The 19,684-nt window shown below is 47.8% G+C and carries 16 protein-coding genes; 2 read left to right on the top strand and 14 right to left on the bottom strand.

The genetic code is table 11. The features are described 5' to 3' along the window. Positions 1-174: 174 nt before the first annotated feature. From ftsH to ACYVR3_RS12900, 10 genes are all read right to left on the bottom strand, one after another. Positions 175-2,289: an ATP-dependent zinc metalloprotease FtsH gene (gene ftsH, locus ACYVR3_RS12945; protein ID WP_054737309.1), complete on the bottom strand. Its 2,115-nt coding sequence runs from the start codon at positions 2,287-2,289 to the stop codon at positions 175-177. A gap of 105 nt (positions 2,290-2,394) precedes the next feature. Beyond that, on the bottom strand, positions 2,395-2,937 hold the full coding sequence (hpt, locus tag ACYVR3_RS12940) for a hypoxanthine phosphoribosyltransferase (RefSeq protein WP_054737310.1): 543 nt from the start codon (positions 2,935-2,937) through the stop codon (positions 2,395-2,397). A gap of 18 nt (positions 2,938-2,955) precedes the next feature. Then, complete coding sequence (gene tilS / locus ACYVR3_RS12935) at positions 2,956-4,311, bottom strand: tRNA lysidine(34) synthetase TilS (RefSeq protein WP_461244584.1); 1,356 nt, start codon at positions 4,309-4,311, stop codon at positions 2,956-2,958. A 144-nt stretch (positions 4,312-4,455) separates the two neighbouring features. Continuing rightward, complete coding sequence (locus ACYVR3_RS12930) at positions 4,456-4,971, bottom strand: S1 domain-containing RNA-binding protein (protein WP_054737313.1); 516 nt, start codon at positions 4,969-4,971, stop codon at positions 4,456-4,458. Between the two features lie 288 nt (positions 4,972-5,259). Then, on the bottom strand, positions 5,260-5,652 hold the full coding sequence (locus tag ACYVR3_RS12925) for an FtsB family cell division protein (RefSeq protein ID WP_461244583.1): 393 nt from the start codon (positions 5,650-5,652) through the stop codon (positions 5,260-5,262). Between the two features lie 612 nt (positions 5,653-6,264). Continuing rightward, a complete protein-coding gene (locus tag ACYVR3_RS12920) occupies positions 6,265-6,540 on the bottom strand; it encodes an RNA-binding S4 domain-containing protein (protein ID WP_054737315.1) in 276 nt (91 codons plus the stop codon). 36 nt (positions 6,541-6,576) lie between these two features. Next, entirely contained in the window at positions 6,577-8,166 is a 1,590-nt protein-coding gene (locus tag ACYVR3_RS12915; RefSeq protein WP_461244582.1) for a putative polysaccharide biosynthesis protein, read from the bottom strand. A 9-nt stretch (positions 8,167-8,175) separates the two neighbouring features. Continuing rightward, positions 8,176-11,691 (bottom strand): transcription-repair coupling factor, encoded by a 3,516-nt coding sequence (mfd, locus tag ACYVR3_RS12910; RefSeq protein ID WP_461244581.1) that lies wholly within the window; start codon positions 11,689-11,691, stop codon positions 8,176-8,178. A 30-nt stretch (positions 11,692-11,721) separates the two neighbouring features. Continuing rightward, positions 11,722-12,279, bottom strand: coding sequence for an aminoacyl-tRNA hydrolase (gene pth, locus ACYVR3_RS12905; RefSeq protein ID WP_054737317.1), 558 nt, complete (start codon positions 12,277-12,279; stop codon positions 11,722-11,724). A gap of 1,045 nt (positions 12,280-13,324) precedes the next feature. Further along, positions 13,325-14,284 carry an L-lactate dehydrogenase gene (locus ACYVR3_RS12900; protein ID WP_461244580.1) on the bottom strand — a complete coding sequence of 320 codons (960 nt, stop codon included), beginning with the start codon at positions 14,282-14,284 and terminating at the stop codon, positions 13,325-13,327. A 294-nt stretch (positions 14,285-14,578) separates the two neighbouring features. Here ACYVR3_RS12900 and ACYVR3_RS12895 point away from each other — a divergent pair, with 294 nt between their 5' ends. Continuing rightward, the gene (locus ACYVR3_RS12895; RefSeq protein WP_461244579.1) at positions 14,579-15,958 is read left to right on the top strand and encodes a L,D-transpeptidase family protein; all 1,380 of its coding nucleotides are present in this window, start codon (positions 14,579-14,581) and stop codon (positions 15,956-15,958) included. A gap of 205 nt (positions 15,959-16,163) precedes the next feature. Next, on the top strand, positions 16,164-16,805 hold the full coding sequence (gene cbpA, locus ACYVR3_RS12890; RefSeq protein ID WP_461244578.1) for a cyclic di-AMP binding protein CbpA: 642 nt from the start codon (positions 16,164-16,166) through the stop codon (positions 16,803-16,805). Between the two features lie 123 nt (positions 16,806-16,928). Here cbpA and ACYVR3_RS12885 read toward each other — a convergent pair whose 3' ends face one another. The 4 genes from ACYVR3_RS12885 to acpS form a co-directional block, all read right to left on the bottom strand. Next, positions 16,929-17,318, bottom strand: coding sequence for a type II toxin-antitoxin system PemK/MazF family toxin (locus ACYVR3_RS12885; protein WP_057152045.1), 390 nt, complete (start codon positions 17,316-17,318; stop codon positions 16,929-16,931). Between the two features lie 29 nt (positions 17,319-17,347). Next, a complete protein-coding gene (locus tag ACYVR3_RS12880; RefSeq protein WP_054737086.1) occupies positions 17,348-17,596 on the bottom strand; it encodes a hypothetical protein in 249 nt (82 codons plus the stop codon). A gap of 324 nt (positions 17,597-17,920) precedes the next feature. After that, a complete protein-coding gene (alr, locus tag ACYVR3_RS12875; protein WP_461244577.1) occupies positions 17,921-19,045 on the bottom strand; it encodes an alanine racemase in 1,125 nt (374 codons plus the stop codon). Further along, positions 19,042-19,404: a holo-ACP synthase gene (acpS, locus tag ACYVR3_RS12870; RefSeq protein ID WP_054737085.1), complete on the bottom strand. Its 363-nt coding sequence runs from the start codon at positions 19,402-19,404 to the stop codon at positions 19,042-19,044. Before acpS ends, alr begins: the two co-directional genes overlap by 4 nt. Positions 19,405-19,684: the final 280 nt, after the last annotated feature.

Genomic DNA, 19,684 nt, shown 5'->3' with positions numbered 1-19,684 from the left:
ATTCGAGGACTGAGACCGCCCTTTGGCTCAGGCCGGCCCCACAGCAGGAACCTGGCCGGCTACCGGAATCGACAGTTAAAGCAAATCACCGCACTTCACAAACTGAACAGCAAAGTGCCTTTATACGACAAAAAAGGCCGCGAGCTCTAACTCGCGACCTTTCTCTATTACGGATTAAGCTTCATCATCTGGATGGTCGTTATCCGACTTATCCGTTGCTGATGAATCAGTGTTGTCAGGTGTTTCGGTTGTTGAAGTTGATTCTTCAGCCGGCGCATCTGATTCACTCTTTGATTGTTGACGTTCAGCTTCACGGCGTTCAAGTTCACGCTTAGATTCTTCAAACGTGGCGGCTTTTTCACTCGGGAATTCCGATGATTGACCGGCGTTTGGCATCTCACCCGTCTCGTACAGACTGATGATTTGCTTTTCATCCAAGGTTTCGTACTTCAGTAAGGCTTCAGCAATAATCTTGTGTTGTTCCCGGTGTTCGGAAATGATCTTGTGAGCCGTTTCGTGGGCTTCGTTGATCAAACGACGAACTTCTTCGTCAATCGTCGCAGCGGTCTCTTGTGAGTAGGCTGGGCCTTGACCATAACCAGCACCAGCGAATGGCTGACTACCAGCACTTTCAAGTGCCACGGTGCCGACCTTCTTGCTCATCCCGTATTGGGTAACCATTGAACGCGCAATTTGCGTTGCTTGTTCAAAGTCATTAGAAGCACCGGATGATTCGGAGTCGAAGATAATCTCTTCGGCGGTCCGACCACCCATCAAGCCGGCCATTTGTTCCATGGCGTCCTTCTTACTCATCAACATTTGATCTTCACGTGGCAACATGATGGCGTAACCGCCAGCACGGCCCCGTGGTACGATCGTTACTTTATGAACGACCCGGGCATCGTTAAGCACTAACCCAACGATTGTATGACCCGCTTCGTGGTAAGCAACGGTTTCGCGTTCCTTCTTACTGATAACGCGGTTACGTTTGGCTGGTCCGGCAATAACACGATCTTCAGCTTCATCAATATCAGAAGCATCGATTTGCGTCTTATTCCGTCGGGCGGCTAATAACGCCCCTTCGTTCAGCAGGTTCTCTAGGTCCGCCCCAACAAAACCTGGGGTTTGCTTAGCGATTTCCTTCAAATCAACGTCACCAGCAAGTGGCTTGTTACGAGCGTGAACCTTCAAGATAGCTTCACGACCGTTAACATCAGGCCGACCAACCAGAATCTTCCGGTCGAAACGACCTGGACGAAGCAACGCTGGATCCAAGACATCGGAACGGTTAGTAGCGGCCATGACGATGACCCCTTCGTTACCCGTAAACCCGTCCATTTCAACCAGCAATTGGTTCAAGGTTTGTTCACGTTCATCGTGACCACCGCCCATGCCGGCGCCACGTTGGCGACCAACGGCATCAATTTCATCAATAAAGATGATCGATGGGGCGTTTTTCTTGGCTTGGTCGAACAGATCACGGACCCGGCTAGCGCCGACCCCAACGAACATTTCAACGAAGTCAGAACCAGAAATGGAGTAGAACGGTACACCAGCTTCACCAGCAACGGCCTTGGCCAGCAACGTTTTACCAGTACCTGGAGGCCCCTCGAGCAGTACCCCGGATGGAATCCGGGCGCCCAAGGACACGAATTTACGTGGATCCTTCAAGAACTCAACAACTTCGACCAGTTCTTGTTTTTCTTCTTCTTCACCGGCAACGTCAGAGAAACGAATCTTGTTCTCTTTGCTGTCAGTTGGCTTCGCTTTGGACTTACCAAAGTTCATCACCTTGCCATTGCCGCCACCTTGGCCGGCTTGGCCCATCATCATGTAGAAGAAGAAAATGAACGCGATCAGTGGGAGTACGTAAACCAACAGGTTGATCCAGAAACCACTGGATTCCTCAGGCTTCGTATTCATCTTCACGTTATGATCCCGTGCATAACGCGTAATTTCTTGAACTGACGAGTTGTTTTGCAACACGGCAGTTGTGAAACCAGTGACTTTAGAGCTGGTGTTACCACCAAGCGTAAAGCCAGATGACGTCTTCGTCTTTTGAGCATTCCGATACTCACCGGTAACTTTATAAACGCCACCGGAAGGTTGAACGGAGAACTTCTTGATCTTGTTCGACTTTAATTGTTGAACGAACTCACTGGATTGAATTTCCTGGGATTGTGAGTTTGAGTTGTTTCCTTGAAAGAAGTAAACAACACCCATGATCAACAAGAAGATCACAATGTAGAAAAGACTATTTCGAAAAAGTCCATTTCTTCGATTGTTCATTTAGTGCCTCCTTACCCACGGTTCCCATTAATATCAGGAACGAAACTGAGGACAATTCCTCGCTTGATAGAAATCATATTATCACATTTGACCTTATTTGACTAATTATTTATTCGCATAAACTTCGGGTTTTAAAACACCGACATATGGCAGGTTTCGGTAGTACTCGTTATAGTCGAGTCCGTAGCCAACCAAAAATTCATTTGGCACCTTGAAACCAACGTAATCAACGTGAGCTGCCATCTGATGACCTTCAGGCTTATCCAACAACGTAACGATCTTCAGTGACTTGGGTTTGCGAGCTGATAATAACTCTTGCAAGTAAACTAATGTTCGGCCACTGTCCAAAATATCTTCTACCAAAAGGACATCCCGGCCTTCGATGTCAGTGCTCAAGTCTTGCACCAACGTCACTTCACCAGATGATTCAGTGCCACCATGGTAACTAGAAACGTCAATGAAATCCATATCCGTCAAGAAGTCCAGTTCCCGCATCAAATCCGTCATAAAAAACACAACGCCCTTCAACACGCCGATCACCAATGGCCGCTTGCCCGCGTAATCCCGCGTAATCTCCGCGCCTAACCGCTCGCAAGCTGCCTTGATATCGTCTTGGCTGTATAAAACACGCTCGATGTCGTTGTTCATCAATATTCTCCTTTAGTCTCAACTATATCGTAGTTGGAGCTCATAGTTTCGCTCACCTAATGACGCTGGCCGGGCACTTCGCTGAATGCCGATCAACCAAAGCACTTCTCCACTTGCCGTCGTCACGACCCACTGATGTTGCCGTTCTTCAACGGTTAACTTGTGATCGATCAAAATTCGGCGAACCGTTTTATGACCGCCAGAAGTTAACCGAATCTGGTCATGTGACCGAGCTTGACGAACCGTTAAGGGAAAGTCATCTGGTTGAAGTGCCAACGCCATTTCAGTCGCTGATTGCTCAGATTCAAAACGACGATGACTAAGCTTTAAAGCCATTTGGGGAGTAAACTGAACCCACTGATTAAATATTAACACAATTCGCCTATCAGATTGCGGATTTTCGGCAAGTTTTGTGGCTTCTAGCAGTGAAAATGTCTGGTAGCGTTTGATCAGCTTGATGCCACTGTGTAAATCAACTTCACCCTGTGGCTTAACCGAATTAGTCAGCAGTTGTTGTGCCATTTTCACATAGGCGTTGGTTACTGCCAATCCACGCTGTTTAAACCACGCAGTCAATAGCGCCGCCTGCTGAGTATCGGTCAAGGTTAAAAATACCGACAGTCGCCCCGTCGTTGCGTCAATCAACACTTGATTTAAAAGCTGACCCACACGCTCATGCCCAATGGTCAGTAACTGCTGCAATTGATCTGCATATGATTGCACGTGCGCGAGCAAGGCTGGATTTTCGCGTTGTAAGTCTGGTAAGACCTGATGGCGGATTCGATTACGTAGCACGTCATCCGCTTGATTGGTCGCATCCTCATACCAGGTCAGGTGATTGGTTTGAGCGTAGGCCAATAGCGTTGCCTTATCAATTCGCAATAGCGGGCGTACTAACCGCCCCGACCCAAACGGCTGCTCAGTTCGAATCCCGACCAACTGGGTTAAATCACCGCCCCGAATCAGTTTCATGAGCACCGTTTCTGCCTGATCATTTGCATGATGAGCCGTCACTAAGGTCGTTGCGTGCGTCTGCTTCATGACCCGTTCAAAAAACGCATACCGAAACTCGCGGGCAGCGGCTTCGATTCCAGTTTCTGGATGCGCCGCTAACGGCCAAACTGCAACTTCTAGCGTTAACCCGTGTTGCTGGCAATACGTTGTGATAAACTGTCGCTCGACTTGACTCTGCTGACGCAATTGATGATCCACGTGCGCAACGATCAGTTTAGGCCGATGAGTAACGGGAAGTCGCTGCAACAGCGTTAACAAGACCATTGAGTCCACGCCCGTCGATACTGCAACCACAACTGTGTCTGAAGGTTCAAACCCACCCAGTTGCCGGACAACTTGTTCGACCGTCTGTGATAGCATCCTAAGTCCTCTCTTTCTTTCAAAATTCATCTCATTCAAAAAAACTCCGGATGATCAGCAAGCCAATCACCCGGAGTTTTCATTCAATTGGGACACTGATATCCCATCGTTATTTTATAACGTTTTTGCCATGTCGGCGTCAAACTAACTTCGACGACCGCCACGACCGCCACGCTTACCTTCAGTATTCCGTTTAAGGGTAGCTAAGCGATCTTCGCTATCCTTTAAGAAACCGGACATTAAATCGTCAAAACTCTCCTTATGGTTTGCTGAAGCGTGGTTGTTATTCCGCGGACGACCACCACCGTTGTTATTGCTCCGATAATGGGTGTTACGACCGCCACCATTGTTACCATGATGGTTATCGTTACCCCCTTCGTGGTGTTCCCGCGAGTGATGTGGGCGTTCCTGATGTTCAGCAGGATGATCCGATGCCTTGCGGATAGATAACGCGATCTTGCCATCGTCGCCAATCGACAACACCTTGACGGTCACCTGATCGCCGATACTTAATACGTCGTGAATATCCTTTACAAAACCATCTGAAACTTCACTGATGTGAACTAACCCAGTCTTATGTTCGCCTAAGTCGATGAACGCACCAAAATTTGTGATGCCTGATACTTTACCAGCAACTTTTGCTCCAACCTCGATTGCCATAAACAAGAATTTCCTCCTTAAAATATGTATTAATAGTATAGCACACTTCTCAAAAAAGCTAGTGGGCCAATCCCATGAAATTTTAATCAAACTATCATGACTACGAGATGACTAGCCAACGCGCAATCACCATTTAACACCATGCAGAGAAGCGGAGAACCCCGTTGGTTTAACTTCAACCAGCCGAATTCTCCGCCCTTGAGTGAGCCTCTTGGTTGCACGCGATGACTGATTCGCCACCCATTCTAACTGTCACTCACCTGAATAACAAGTATTTTGATAACGCACTTACTTCGCAGTCACGTCACTCGCTTTATCACTTGGTAGACTGTAAATCGTCTCACCCGATTTTGAGTAATAGTACTTAGAGCGAATCAGATTCTCTAGGTACGTTTTATTGTTAAGCAGTTTAACGTGCTCTTGCAATTTTTGATTAGTCGCCTTAGTCGTCTTCAGCTTTTGTTGACGACCGACAATTTCAGTCTGGGTCTGACCCAAGCTTAATTTTGCATGCACGATTTCAGTACTCAAAACTAAGCAAACCAAAAGAAAGGCCCCTATGATGACTGCAGCACGCTTTTTACGCTGTTTGGTCAAAATCGACTTGTTCTGATGCTGTTGGGCTTGAATCTGCTTCGTATAAGCATTCTCAAGCCGAGTTATCTTACTGCGCTGCGCCATCTTAACGGCCCCCCGAATTGTCTTTACCTTGAAGTATAGCAACTAGTTGAGCCCTTGTCTACGGGCTTTAAAACGGATTCAGGAAACGTTACAGAATTGTAATAGAGCAGAGCGAGAAACCAAACGGGTTGAGTGTGGTGCATAAGGGACGACCACCCTAAGACCGTGGGCTATCGGTCTTAGGGTGGTCGTCCCTTATGCGTAACACTCAGTTTGGTTTCTCGCGTTTCGGCGCGGTGGCCAAAAAGCGTCACCATCAACTAAACCTGAATTGCTCAGGAACCCAACCCCGAACCATCCTCCTCAGAGCCGAAAACCAGTCGCCAAGTTGCACAACATACGCGGCATCGGCCTTAGGATGGGGCGCCCTTATGCGTAACACTCAGTTTTGCCACTCGCGTTTCGGCGCGGTGGCCAGAAAGTACCACCATAGACCAAACCTGAATTGGTCAGGAACCCAACAGTACATCATCCTCTTCAGAGCCGAAAATTTGTCGCCAAATCATACAAAAAAAATACGACAATCACCCAAAAGGTAATCACCGCATTTTCATTATTTACAATCCGCTAAAACTCAGGTTCCAGAACACGAACGAGCTTTGTCGCACACACTTACAACTCTTCGCGAAAATCCTTCGCATACTCCTCGCTCACGATCTTGTACATGTTTTCAGCATCCTGCTTCTTAGTGGTTTCCAACAGCTGTAAAACTTGAACCGTCAGCGTCTTGTTCCCAAACTTGATCACCAATTCATCATTTGGCATGACGTCAGTTGACGACTTGGCTGCCCGACCGTTAATGGTAATCCGGCCCTTGTCGGCAATTTCCTTTGCGACTGTCCGCCGCTTGATAATTCGCGAAACTTTTAAAAATTTATCTAATCGCATGTTGTTTCCTCCAGTATGTTAATAACTTATGGCACCTCACTTGACCCGTAACCAGCGAAGCCATCGACTTGCTAACGGTAACATTAACCACTCGCGAAGTGCAAGCAGGTGCGTTTTAAGCGCGAGCTTCAAAAAGAGCCAAACGCCCGCTGCGACACCGATGATCGTGAGAAGAAACGCTGAACCACGGGGTGATACCCCGGCTTGTAACATCATGCCTTGCAAAATGTCCATGAGCAACCGTAGTCCAACGATCATCACGACGCAGACACCCACCAATTTTCGAAGTAAGCCGTTTCGAAAAGCAGCAAAGTCAAATTCCTTTAGCTGCTGCATCAGAAAAATGGTCATGGCCGCTAACGCAATCACCGTGGTCCAACTCGCCCCAACGGCACCCATCGAAACGACGCTGCGTTGGTTAAAAATCACCTTCACTGCTAAGCCGATCCCCAGACCAACTAGGGTCGTGGTAAACCGGTTCAGGCTCTGTAAGATACTATTATAAATCGTAATCAACGTGGCAAAGATGATACTTAATACGTAAATCGACAGCGTACCGGAACCAGTTGCATCACCGAACAGTAACCGGTTCACTTCCGGCATCAAAGCAATTAAACCGGCCGCCGCTGCACTGGCAATAACTAGGCTCATCCGAATCACACTGCCGGCCTGCCGCACAAACTGACGCCACTTACGTTGATTTAATGCTTCTGTCAACGAGGGTAACAGCGATGAGGCAAAGGCCGTCGCCACGACCAATCCCAATTGAACTAACGGTTGGCCACGGTCATAGATCCCCTTAACGGACTTAGCCGCTAAATCAGTGAGCCCATAGCCCACCAATCCCCGCTTCACGGTAAAGGAATCAATCAGTTGCAAAAGCACCATCATTGACGCGAAGAGACTAATGGTTCCCCCTTCGATCAACAGGCGTTTCGCTAGGTCTGAATAGCTAATTTTCGCCGGTTGTAACGCTGGTTGCCAGAAATTGACCTGCGCCTGTCGCACGTACCACACCATCACTGCGCTCGCAAAAACCGCAGCGATCGCAGCACTGCTCATCGCCCAAGCGCCCATTCGGTACACGTCCCATTGATGACGCATTGCCCAGTAGGCGACGGTTAAAATCACCGTCACCCGAACAAGTTGTTCAACGAGCTGCGAGGTTGCCGAAGGTCGCATATCATATTCACCTTGAAAATATCCCCGGCTGACCGCCAGAAACGGTGATAATAAAAACATCCAACTCACCGAGCGGATAATGATTGCCAACCTAGGATCGCCCATCGCCACCGCAATTTGAAGTGCAAAAAGCTGTAATCCTGCAAACAGGATCAGTGAAAAGCCCATCATCAAAACGAGTACCCGGGACAACAAGCTGAGTTTCTCTGCTTGCGTACCCGATTCCGCCACTAATTTTGAGATAAACATTGGCAGGCCACTTAACGCGAAGGTCATCCCAATGCCATAAATTGGGTAAATTTGCTGGTAAACATAAAACCCAGTATTCCCAACCATATTTTGAAACGGCACGCGGTACACCGCACTCAAAATCTTAGCGATCAACGAGGCAACGGACAACAAAATTGCCCCCTGCATCATTGTCTTCATCGTTTTTCTTTTCATACTGTCACCTTAGCCCACTGGTTGTTGCCCAACGAGTTCACCTAACGCGACGACAAATTGGGACAGTTCAGCCAACCAAACCGGTTGCGTCATCTTCGGTTGAATGACGAGTTTCACGACCATCCGTTCGCCGGCCATGCCGACAGTTGCCCGGAGCTTGGTCTTAGCTAACGCCTTAAAGACGTCCTCACCGCTGAACTGTACCGTTCCTTGATCAGATAACGTCACAACGATTTGATCCTTATTGCGATGTAACTTTTCAATTAAGGCCGCATCCGCTTGAATCTTAACCTGACTGACCGCCAGTAAATTCGTGACTTCTGCTGGATATTCGCCAAACCGGTCAATCAAATCATTTTGAATCTCGGTGACGTCTTCTGGCCCTTCAATCTGTCGAATTCGCTTATACATTTCAATCTTTTGCTGTTGATCATCAATATAGGTCGCTGGTAAGTAAGCTTCCATACCAAGTTCGACGGTAGCATCCGTCTTCGGCGTGGTCTGCTTACCCTGCTTCTTAGCCACAGAGTCTGCCAACATCTGGGAGTATAAATCATACCCCACGGAATCAATAAACCCGTGCTGCTGCTTACCTAACAGGTTACCAGCACCTCGAATCGATAGATCCCGCATCGCAATCTTAAAGCCGGACCCCAACTCCGTGAAATCCTTGATGGCTTCAAGCCGTTTTTCGCTGACTTCCGTTAACACCTTGTTTGGCTGATACATGAAGTAGGCATAGGCAACCCGGTTACTCCGACCGATTCGGCCCCGGAGTTGATACAGTTGCGATAAGCCCATGTGATCGGCATTTTCCACAAACAGTGTGTTGACGTTTGGTATATCGATCCCGGTTTCAATAATCGTGGTCGTGACCAGTACGTCATAGTCGCCCCGAATGAAATCATAAAGGATCCCTTCAAGTTGATTTTCGGTCATCTGCCCATGAATGTAGCCGACTTCTGCGTCCGGCACCAGCGCCTTGATTTGACTCACCGTTTCTTCAATGTCGTCCACCCGGTTATGCAGGAAGAAGACTTGGCCACCACGCTGCATTTCTCGACGAATGCCGTCCTGAATAGCGCCGGCGTTTTGTTCCATCACGTACGTTTGAATGGGGAACCGGTTAGCTGGTGGCGTTTCGATAACGGAAAGATCACGAACCCCCAACATTGACATGTGCAGGGTTCGTGGAATCGGTGTTGCCGTCAACGTGAGCACGTCAACTTGCGACTTCAATTGCTTGAGCCGTTCCTTATGCTTCACCCCAAACCGCTGTTCCTCATCGACGAGTAACAGGCCAAGATCCTTGAATTTAATATCCTTTGACAGCAACCGGTGCGTCCCGACAACCACGTCAACGCTACCGTCTGCGAGCCCGGCGATAATTTCATTCACCTGCTTCGTGGTCTGGAACCGTGACAAGATCGCCACTTTAACCGGATACCCTTCAAACCGGTTAGTCATGGTATCAAAGTGTTGTTGTGCAAGAATCGTCGTTGGCACCAAAAAGGCCACCTGCTTGCCCGCTTCGATCGCCTTAAAGGCTGCTCGCAACGCCACTTCGGTCTTCCCATAGCCCACATCACCGACTAACAGACGATCCATCGGCTTTTCCTTTTGCATGTCGTGCTTAATTTCATCGATGCTCCGCAACTGATCTGGTGTTTCGGAGTACGGGAAATCATTATCAAACTGTTGCTGGTAGGCATCATCTGGCGGGAAGGCGTATCCCCGTTCAGAATCACGCTTTGCATAGAGTTCAATCAACTCATCCGCAATATCTTCAATCTTAGCGGCAACCTTTTTCTTGGTCTTGGCCCAATCCGAGCCACCAAGTTTATTAATTTTTGGCCGTTTATCCTCTGAAGAAACGTATTTTTGAATCAGGTTTAACTGACTAACGGGAATGAATAACTTCGCATCACTCTGGTAGGCAATGGACATGTAATCTTGATGGACCCCATCCACTTCCAGCGTCTGCATGCCTTCAAACCGCCCGATCCCGTGATTAACATGCACAACATAATCACCGGGTTTCAAGTCAGTGTAACTCTTCAAGCGTTCCGCGTTGGCCAATGTCTGCCGGCGACGGTGGTGCTTGGTGACCTGTTTAAACATTTCAGCTTCAGTGATCACGACCAACTTCGCATCTGGTAATTCAAACCCAGTCTGGCTCCGTCCTGGGACAATTTGAACCACGCCAGGTTGAATATCCGCGGCCTTCGTCATGACGGCGCTGATATCAAAATCCATCAGGGTCGATGACACCTTGTTCAAGCGTTCCTCATCCGCAATCATCATGACAACGGTTTGCTGAGTCGTTTGCCAGCGATTAATCTCCTGCTTAAGCAATGGCATTTGACCAAAGAACTGCTGCATGCTTCGCGTTGGAATATCGAGGAGTTGATCAAAACGCATGTTACCCATGCCCTTTTGGAAGAGCGCAAAGTAAATCGAGGCGTGCTTATCGCGTTTGAGCACATCTTGGAAGTGTAAGCCGAACTTTTGCTGGCTAAAAATCTGACGCGTTGCCAGCTTATCCACTGCCCAGTTCGCCTCATCCAGCTCAAGTTGCTTGCCAGTATCTCGTAACCGTGGGTAATCGTCCAACATCACCAGACCATTGGGTGCTAAGTAATCTAACAATTGGGTCTTACCAAAGAAGTTGTTCGCAAATAACCGCAGTTCTGCCGAAACGTCCCCTTTTTGGAGGGCTTCGATCAGTGGTGTGATGAAGTTACCAAGTTGGTCAGCCGCTTCATCACCTAATTGCCGTTGTTCCTTGCCCAGTACCTTTTGTAACTCAGTAGCTGCTTGTTCACGGTGCTCCGGCGTCATTAGCATATCCGTCACTGGTAAAATCGTGACGGATTCGATGTTTTCAACGCTCCGCTGATTGCTAGCATCAAAGTAGCGTAACGAATCGATCTCTGTATCAAATAAGTCGACCCGAACCGGATAGTCCGTATCCAACGGATAAATATCAATAATGGACCCCCGAATCGCAAAGTCCCCTGGTGCATCAACTAATTTTTGACGATGATAGCCCATCCGCTGCAAGCGTGCAGCCATCTTTTCTAGGTCAACTTCGCCACCGGGTGTTAACGTAAACCGTGCATTATCGAACGTTTCTGGATCTGGTAATTGCCGCCGCAACCCGGAAACCGATGTGACGATGACGGCTGGTTGCTGCCGCCGCAAGGCATTTAACGCCTGTAAGCGTTGCGCCATAAACTCTGGCGAACTGGTTGCTAACTCGGCTGCCAATAGCTCTTCGACTGGAAATTCAAATAGTTGTTGCTCATCCAGCACACTGCTCAACTCATCCGTCAATTGGTCCGCATGATAAATCGTATCGGTCACAAAAACGATTGGTCGTTGTTCCCGCTTTAACAGCGTTTCAATCAACATCGTTCGCGCTGACCCGGCGATTCCCGTCACAAGTTGACGGCCCTGCTGGTCAAAATCAGCTACTAATTGACTATACTGTGGCATCTGTGCTAAAAACGTTGTTAATTCCACGTGATCCCCCTCCTCTCCAACTTAACTTGTCTAATTGTACCGGTTCATTAACTCTGGCATTGCAACGCCGTCGAGCCAATCGTTTAAGGCTGCGACAGCGTGGTCAGCTGCCTGATTGAAATCTGCGCGCTGATCAGCTGTGAATTTGCCAAGCACGTAGTTCACGACCTTACTCTTATCGGGGTGCGCAATGCCCACCTTTATCCGGTCAAACTCGCTGGTGCCAAGGGCTGAAATGATGCTCTTGATGCCGTTATGGCCACCAGCTGAGCCCTTCGCACGTAACCGAATGCGACCAATCGTCATGTCCATATCATCTTGAATGACGATCAGGTCCTTGACGTCTAACTTATAGAAATGCATCAAAGCACCAACCGCCCGTCCAGACTCATTCATAAACGTGGTGGGTTCAACCAACAGTACCTTCTCACCATTGATCATGCCGCTCGCTAATTTTGCTTCCATTTTCCGGGTAGTAAAAGCCAGTCCCGCCTGTTCAGCGAACTGTTCAAGCACCATAAACCCGGTATTGTGTCTCGTCTCGTGGTATTGGGGGCCAATATTGCCAAGTCCAACAATCATCTTCATCGGAATTAAATTCTCCTTATCGCGTTCTTCAATTATCTTTATTTAACCATGCAAAATAGCTGAACGATAGGCCATATCGTTCAGCGTTACAAATTCTTACGAACTCATTTTAACCCAGAAATTATAGCATATGCCCGGAATAACGGCAAGTTAGCGTACTTGTTACTTCGTTTAACTCATTTTTTAGAGATATTGTCGTTTGTGTCCAGCAACAGTATCCGCTGTTTATGAAACTTGGCGTCGTTGGCGCGTTAATCATGGGTGATATTGTGGGCACAACCGGTCGGTCAGAAAATTTGGGCTGGAACGCCGTGGGCACGATTCTGAGCCGGAAAAACACGTCTCAGAATTCGGCCTTTCACTAAGCTGGAAGTTCACCAGCTAAGTGAAATTTCACGGCTGAGTCCAATTTTCTGACCGACCTCTTGTTTGCGGGCTTTCGGCATCGATTACCGCACTCGAAAATTTATCATGAAGGGCTTAAACTGTCGTACGATGACAATTCCAAGCATCTCAGTAAGTATTGAACAGCAACGTTACGACATCGGGTCAGCAGTACGTTCAAACGAGTTAAATCAATGTTCAGGCTAGACTTGTTCATCACGGAAACGACAACTACTGACTGATTGTGCTTTTTACCGAGTTAACGTCAATCGCTGTCATACTGTAGCATGACGTCCAGTTAAGCACTTGAGATGGTCTACAATAGTGCCGAATTGCGCCAACGTAAGATTTCGGTAAGCGGCTAGGTGGATGCTATGTCGCGATAATTGGTGGTTGTTGATGATCTTCCAACAACTGCCAATTATCGGGGACGAATTGAAGACTCGCATGATTTTTGGCGTGGCTTCAATTCGAGGACTGAGACCGCCCTTTGGCTCAGGCCGGCCCCATAGCAGGAACCTAGCCGCTTACTGGAATCGACAGTTCACAAAAATCACATTTCACAAACTCACATCAATGATGCTTACACTGGACACAAGCGTGATAAAAAAAGCCAACCAACCACACAGGTTGATTGACTCCGTTTAATTAATAACGCGAATTAAGCTTCTGCATCTAAGGCAGCTAAGCCGTCCTTGGTAACTTGCTTCAAAGTTTCTGCTGAAGCAGCCATCTTAGCTTTTTCATCGTCGCTTAAGTTGATTTCGACAACGCCGGCAAGACCGCTAGCGTTGATGATGGCTGGGGTACCGATGAAGACATCGTCCAAGCCATATTCGCCATCTAAGGCTGCGCCAACAGGAAGCACGGCGTTTTCATCACGTAAAATTGCCCGCGTGATGCGCATCAATGAAGTGGCAACACCGTAGTAAGTGGCGCCCTTGCGGTTGATGATTTCGTAAGCTTTGTTCCGAGTTTCATCTTCAATTTGTAATAAGTCTTCCTTAGTGATGCCCTTATCAGCGGCAATCTCTAATAATGACTTTGAGCCAATCGTTGCTTCATCGTAGGCAGCGAATTCAGTATCGCCGTGTTCGCCCAAGATGTAAGCTTCAATGCTCCGTGGGTCAAGTTCAAGCTTCTTACCCAACGCAACCCGTAAACGAGAAGTATCCAGTGAAGTCCCTGAACCGATAACCTTGTTCTTTGGGAATCCTGAGAATTTCCAAGTCGCATAAGTTAAAATGTCAACTGGGTTAGCCGCTAACAAGAAGATGCCATCGAATCCAGAGTCAACGATTGGTTTAACGATCGATGACAAGATCTTCAGGTTCTTGTTAACCAAGTCCAAACGCGTTTCGCCTGGCTTTTGTGGCGCACCAGCAGTGATTACAACTAAATCTGCGTCCTTAGCATCACTGTAGTCACCAGCGTAAACACGCTTTGGTGAGGTAAATGCTTGGGCGTCCTCTAAATCAAGGGCGTCCCCTTCCGTACGTTCTTTAATAACGTCAACAATGACTAATTCTTCAGCTAAATTTTGGTGCATTAATGAGAATGCGTAAGCTGAGCCAACGGCCCCGTCGCCCACGAGAACAACTTTTTGATGGTTCTTAGACAATGTACTCCACCTCTTCTATTAATGTGTTGTTGTAACATGAGACATTGTATCATGAATGTTAAAGCAGTCGCTAGCAGAACGACTCAAATTCGAGAATTTTTTCACTAAGTATCGCCTAATCGGTTGATAAACCGGTAATTTGCTCATCTAATTCTCATTAAAAACACTTCACAAGTCCCTCATTGCCAGATTTTGTAACAATCTAACCGAACTTACCTAACTATATGTCTAAGTGTTGATTGCCCCCGCGCTTTGCTGTACCCTTAGACTAAGCCGAACAAGGAGGAACTATTCATGACACATAAAAAGCGGTGGATCGCCGCTAGTGCTACCATTATTCTGGCGTTTGGCCTTGGTTACGTTTGGCGTGCCACCCACTTTCAAAGTCACTTTTTGAGTGATACTGAGATTGCCGGCGTGCACGTTGGTGGTCAAACGGCGGCCCAAGCTGCCCAAACGCTGCGCAACAAACTTTCTAACCAACGCTACACCATTAGTGAGCATCAACGAACGCTCACGACCTTTACCTCCAAAGAAGCCGGAGTTAAAGCTTATTCTACTGCAACGTTACAGCAATTATTAGCCAAGCAAAACGCTTTTGCTTGGCCCATGCACCTCACAACGGCGGCAGCCAGTGATCAGTCGCTCAGTAAGCAAGCAATCGATCAAACGCAACTTAACCGACTCGCGTCTCAAGTCGTGGCATCGGCCGGCACCAACCGTACAAAAACGGTAAACGCAACGCTGGTCTATCAGCAACACAAGTTCCAAATCAAGGCACCGACTTACGGGACTGAGGTCACCCAAGCCAGTGTCGCAGCCGCTTTATCAGCTGCGGTTCGCCAAGATAAAACCCAAATCAATTTGAAACAGGCCTACGTGAAGCCGACCGTTTTAGCGAATAGTCCGAAACTGAAAGCAGCGAAGACTAAGGCAACGACCTTATCGAAAAACACCATTACTTATCACTTGGCTCGTCATACCGTTCAGATTCCTAGTGATACCATTGCGAGCTGGTTGACGACGACTAACGGCAACGTGTCTGTTTCACAACCTCAAATCTTGAAGTATTTGACCAAACTTAGTTACAAGTACGGAACGGTTCACCACGCCCGCCACTTCAAAACCACTGGTGGCAGCACCGTTACCGTTCCAGCCGGTTTGTATGGCTGGAGCATCAAAGTCGCATCCGAAACACCTAAGCTCGCTAAGATCGTGTTAGCAGGTAAATCAACGACTCGAACACCGGTGATTCAAGGAACCGGCTACCACGCTAACGGAACGGATATCGGTAACACCTACGTTGAAGTTTCTAAGGCCCACCAACACATGTGGATCTACAAGCATGGTAAGCTTGTTATCTCAACTGCCGTCGTCACCGGTAAACCAGTGAAGGGGACCACCCCTTCTGGCGTTTACGTGGTTTGGAGCAAGCAGCGTAACGCAACGTTACGTGGTCAAAATGATGACGGCTCGAACTACGCCTCACCCGTGAGCTACTGGATGCCGGTTGATGATACCGGTGTTGGGATCCACGACTCGCCTTGGCAGCCACGCTATGGCGGTAACTGGTACCTCACTCATGGTTCTCACGGTTGTGTCAACACGCCACCTTCCGTGATGAGTAAGGTTTACGCTACCGTCCCATTGAAGACTCCCGTGGTGATCTACTAACCAAGCTTTAATACCCGCGCCATTAACCTTTCGCGTTAAGCGCGGGTATTTTTTTATCGTCTCACCGGCTGTGTGACGCCCTTCTTCGTTAATGCCACCTGAAAAACGGACCACAATTGCACGACTATCGCTGAATCGTCCCCCGTTTTGTGTTATGATATTGATAGTTTATTAGAGAGTTCTAATTATTAGGAGGTTACACCCTATGTTGTTGAAATCCTTGATCAAACCCAAAGAGCGCCTGATCACGGTCCAAGAAAACGTGACCCTTGAAGAAGCCCTTAAGGTCCTGGAAGATTCCGGTTACCGTTGTGTGCCGATCCTAGATGAAACCGGAACGATTTTCCGCGGGAACATCTACAAGATGCACATTTACCGCCACAAATCTCGCGGTGGTGACATGCACCTCCCAGTAACGACTTTACTGAAGAACGCCACTAAGTTCATCTCAGTTAATGCCGCGTTCTTTAACGTCTTCTTCTCAATCAAGGACCTCCCCTATATCGCTGTTTTGGACGCCAACAACAAGTTCTATGGCATCTTGACCCATACCCGCTTGATGGATATGCTGTCTCAATCTTGGAACGTCAATATTGGCTCCTACGTTTTAACGGTTGTCTCATCCGGCAACCGTGGCGATTTAGCAGGAGTTGCGAAGATTATTACCAAATACACTAATATCGCCAGTGTCATCAGCCTCGATGCTGAAGAGGGCGAAATGGTTCACCGGATCATGTTCACATTACCCGCTGAAGTTGACGCGGATAAACTAGATCGCATCGTCCACGCTCTAGAACGTAAAGAGTTCCGGGTGGCCGAAATTGAAGACCTCAAAAAAGAGGGTTAGGTAACACGAAGTTAACCCAAAAAGCGTCGTTGATTTCTCGACTTGAGAACTCAACGACGCTTTTTAATGCCGCTACAATGGTTTATCCTAACGTACTTAACTCATTACTTTTTCTATGTACATCTACGCGCGTTTACGCTTTTTATAATCCGTTTTCTTACTACCTAACCCGATGCTGACCTCTAACGCATGGTCAACTTGAATCATGGTAGCGTCATCCAGATGAGCCACGTGATCCTTTAACCGTTGTTTATCAATGGTTCGAATCTGTTCTAATAAAATCACCGAATCCTTCTCGATTCCGGTATGATGCGCCTTGATCCCCACGTGGGTCGGCATCTTAGGCTTCGAGATTCGCGCCGTGATTGCCGCAACAATCACGGTTGGACTGTAGTGGTTCCCAATGTTGTTTTGAACGATCAACACCGGTCTGACACCACCCTGCTCAGAGCCAATCACCGGTGACAGGTCCGCGTAAAAAATGTCCCCGCGTTTAATCTCATCTATTGCCATCTCTCTCATCCCCTTACACCACGTCCGCACTACTGCTCTAAATAGAGTTGTGCAACTTCATCTTCACATGGCAGATACTCTTGAACAATTTCTTCATTAAGGTCGCTCATCGCTTGATAGCCCGTTACCAAAGACGTTGTCATCATCACATTACTAGGCGTCAGTTCGATGCCCGTTTGGTGAGATGTGGCTACAAGTAGTCGAATCTGGCCATACGAATCTCGTGAATGGAGTGCGTGCTGTTTAAATGACATTTTTTGTACGATATAGTGTCTCATGATAAACCCCTAATTAATCCGTTACTCATGAGTGTTATTTTAACATACTTTAATGCCGTTGAGTAGCCACTTAGCGGACACTCAACCAGAAACTGTGATTGGTATAGTTAGGATTGATTACGCAATCAGTTCCCTAATGATCTCCCACGCCCTCACACAAAACTGTGGTTAACTCTCACTAACTACCAGCAATCAGCACTCATTTCAAATCATCAGCAGCCCACGCTGAAAAGTTGACACCAACCATTAATCGACATGAAAAACCGGCCAGTGGTAACACCCACTGACCGGTTTTAAATTGACACTAATTTTATCTTACTATAATTAATTTAAATAAACTCGCGGTACCCGAGTTGTAAATCCACAGGCAAGCTCATAATGAATGGTGCCGCAATAATCCGCAACGTCCTGTAACGTAATGGTAGCGCCATGGTCGTTCCCGACTAAAGTAACCATCGTCCCAGTTGGGTACTCGTGTGGTAGTCGAACCATCATTTGATCCATACAAATGCGGCCAATAATCTCACAGAAGTGGCCATCAACAAGCACGTGAAAGCCTTGTAACCGCCGTTCATATCCATCAGCATAGCCGATTGGCAGGGTCGCAACCCATTCATCCTGTTGAGCAGTGTAAGTTGCCCCATAGCTGACCGAGTTACCCGCCTTCAACTGCTTCACAAACACGATTTTGGTTTCTAGACGCATCGCCGGTTGCAATTCAAACGGCGCCGTCAATTCGGTTCCCGATGGGTTTAGTCCATATCCCGCAACCCCGAATCGAATCATATTACCGTTGCAAGCATCATGCCACAAACTAGTTGCTGAGTTCGACACGTGAACGTACCGTGGTCGCTCTGGCAGGACTGCCATGAAGGCCTGCCAGCGGCTGATTTGTTTCTCAAAGTACGCCGTATCAGCTGAGTCGGCCTTTGAAAAATGCGTAAAGATACCTTCAAAGTTAAAGGCTGGCGATGCCGTTAACACCGTGACTGCCGCCGCTAGCGCATCAGGTTCCTGAAACCCGATTCGCCCCATTCCTGTATCAAGGCCTAAATGAACGTTTAACGGTTGGTCCGGTGAAACGGTCTCAATACTCGTGGTTGCGGCTTCAAGCCAATCCTGCGAGCCCACAGTCGCTGAAATGTGCTTTTGAGCCATCAAGCCCGCATACTGGGGTTCAGTAATCCCTAGCACTAAGATGGGCTGGTTAAAACCAGCTGCCCGTAACGTCAATGCCTCATCCAAAATCGCAACACAAAATCCAGTTGCTCCAGCCTTCACAGCCGTAGTCGCCACCTGAGTAATGCCGTGACCATAACCATTTGCTTTGACCACCATAAATAGGTCGGTTCCTTTCGCTAACCGATCCTTCTCGGTTGCGATGTTGTGGTAAATTGCTGCTTGATCGATCACCAGTTGCGTTGGTCGGTGTGTGCCAATTGTCGTCATTCTTCAGAACTTCCTTCTAATAGTACTTGCGTCATTACGAGTTGGCTGGTATGTGAAATGGAAATAAACCCCTTACCTTCAAAGGGGTGCCGAACGAGTTCAGGTTTGCCCGTCGCATCATCTAAAATCTCAACATCTTGAAACGAAACTGCTTTGCCGATGCCAGTTCCTAGCGCTTTACTGTATGCTTCTTTGGCTGACCAACGACCAGCTAAAAACTCCGCTGCCCGCTTCTCACCTAAAGCATCATAAACCGCTACTTCCGCCGGTGTCAGCACCTTCGTGACAAAATGCTGCCGATCCGATAACGCTCGAATCCGATCAATTTCCTCAATATCAACGCCAATCCCATAAATCACGCTGCTCTTCCTCGCTTCATTCATAATCGTAGTCTTCATTTTATCACAATCTGACTTAGATGGAAGGGTGATGCTGGGGACTGCTGGTTAAATTTAACCAACGCTTTGTTGCTGACGCTTGTGCCCAGCGTAAGTGTTGGGTGCGATTTGGGTGTCGGCTGTTTGTCATCGCTTCGCTCGCCAAAGCCGCATGAAAACCGGCGCTCTCAGACTACAAAATTCGGCGCCACTTAAACTGTTATTTCTAGGGTTCCTGAAGTTGTAAGAATTTGTCAACCAC

The organism is Secundilactobacillus muriivasis, assembly GCF_054785195.1.
The sequence above is the reverse complement of the archived record's forward strand: the minus strand, read 5'-3'. Positions and strand labels throughout refer to the sequence as shown.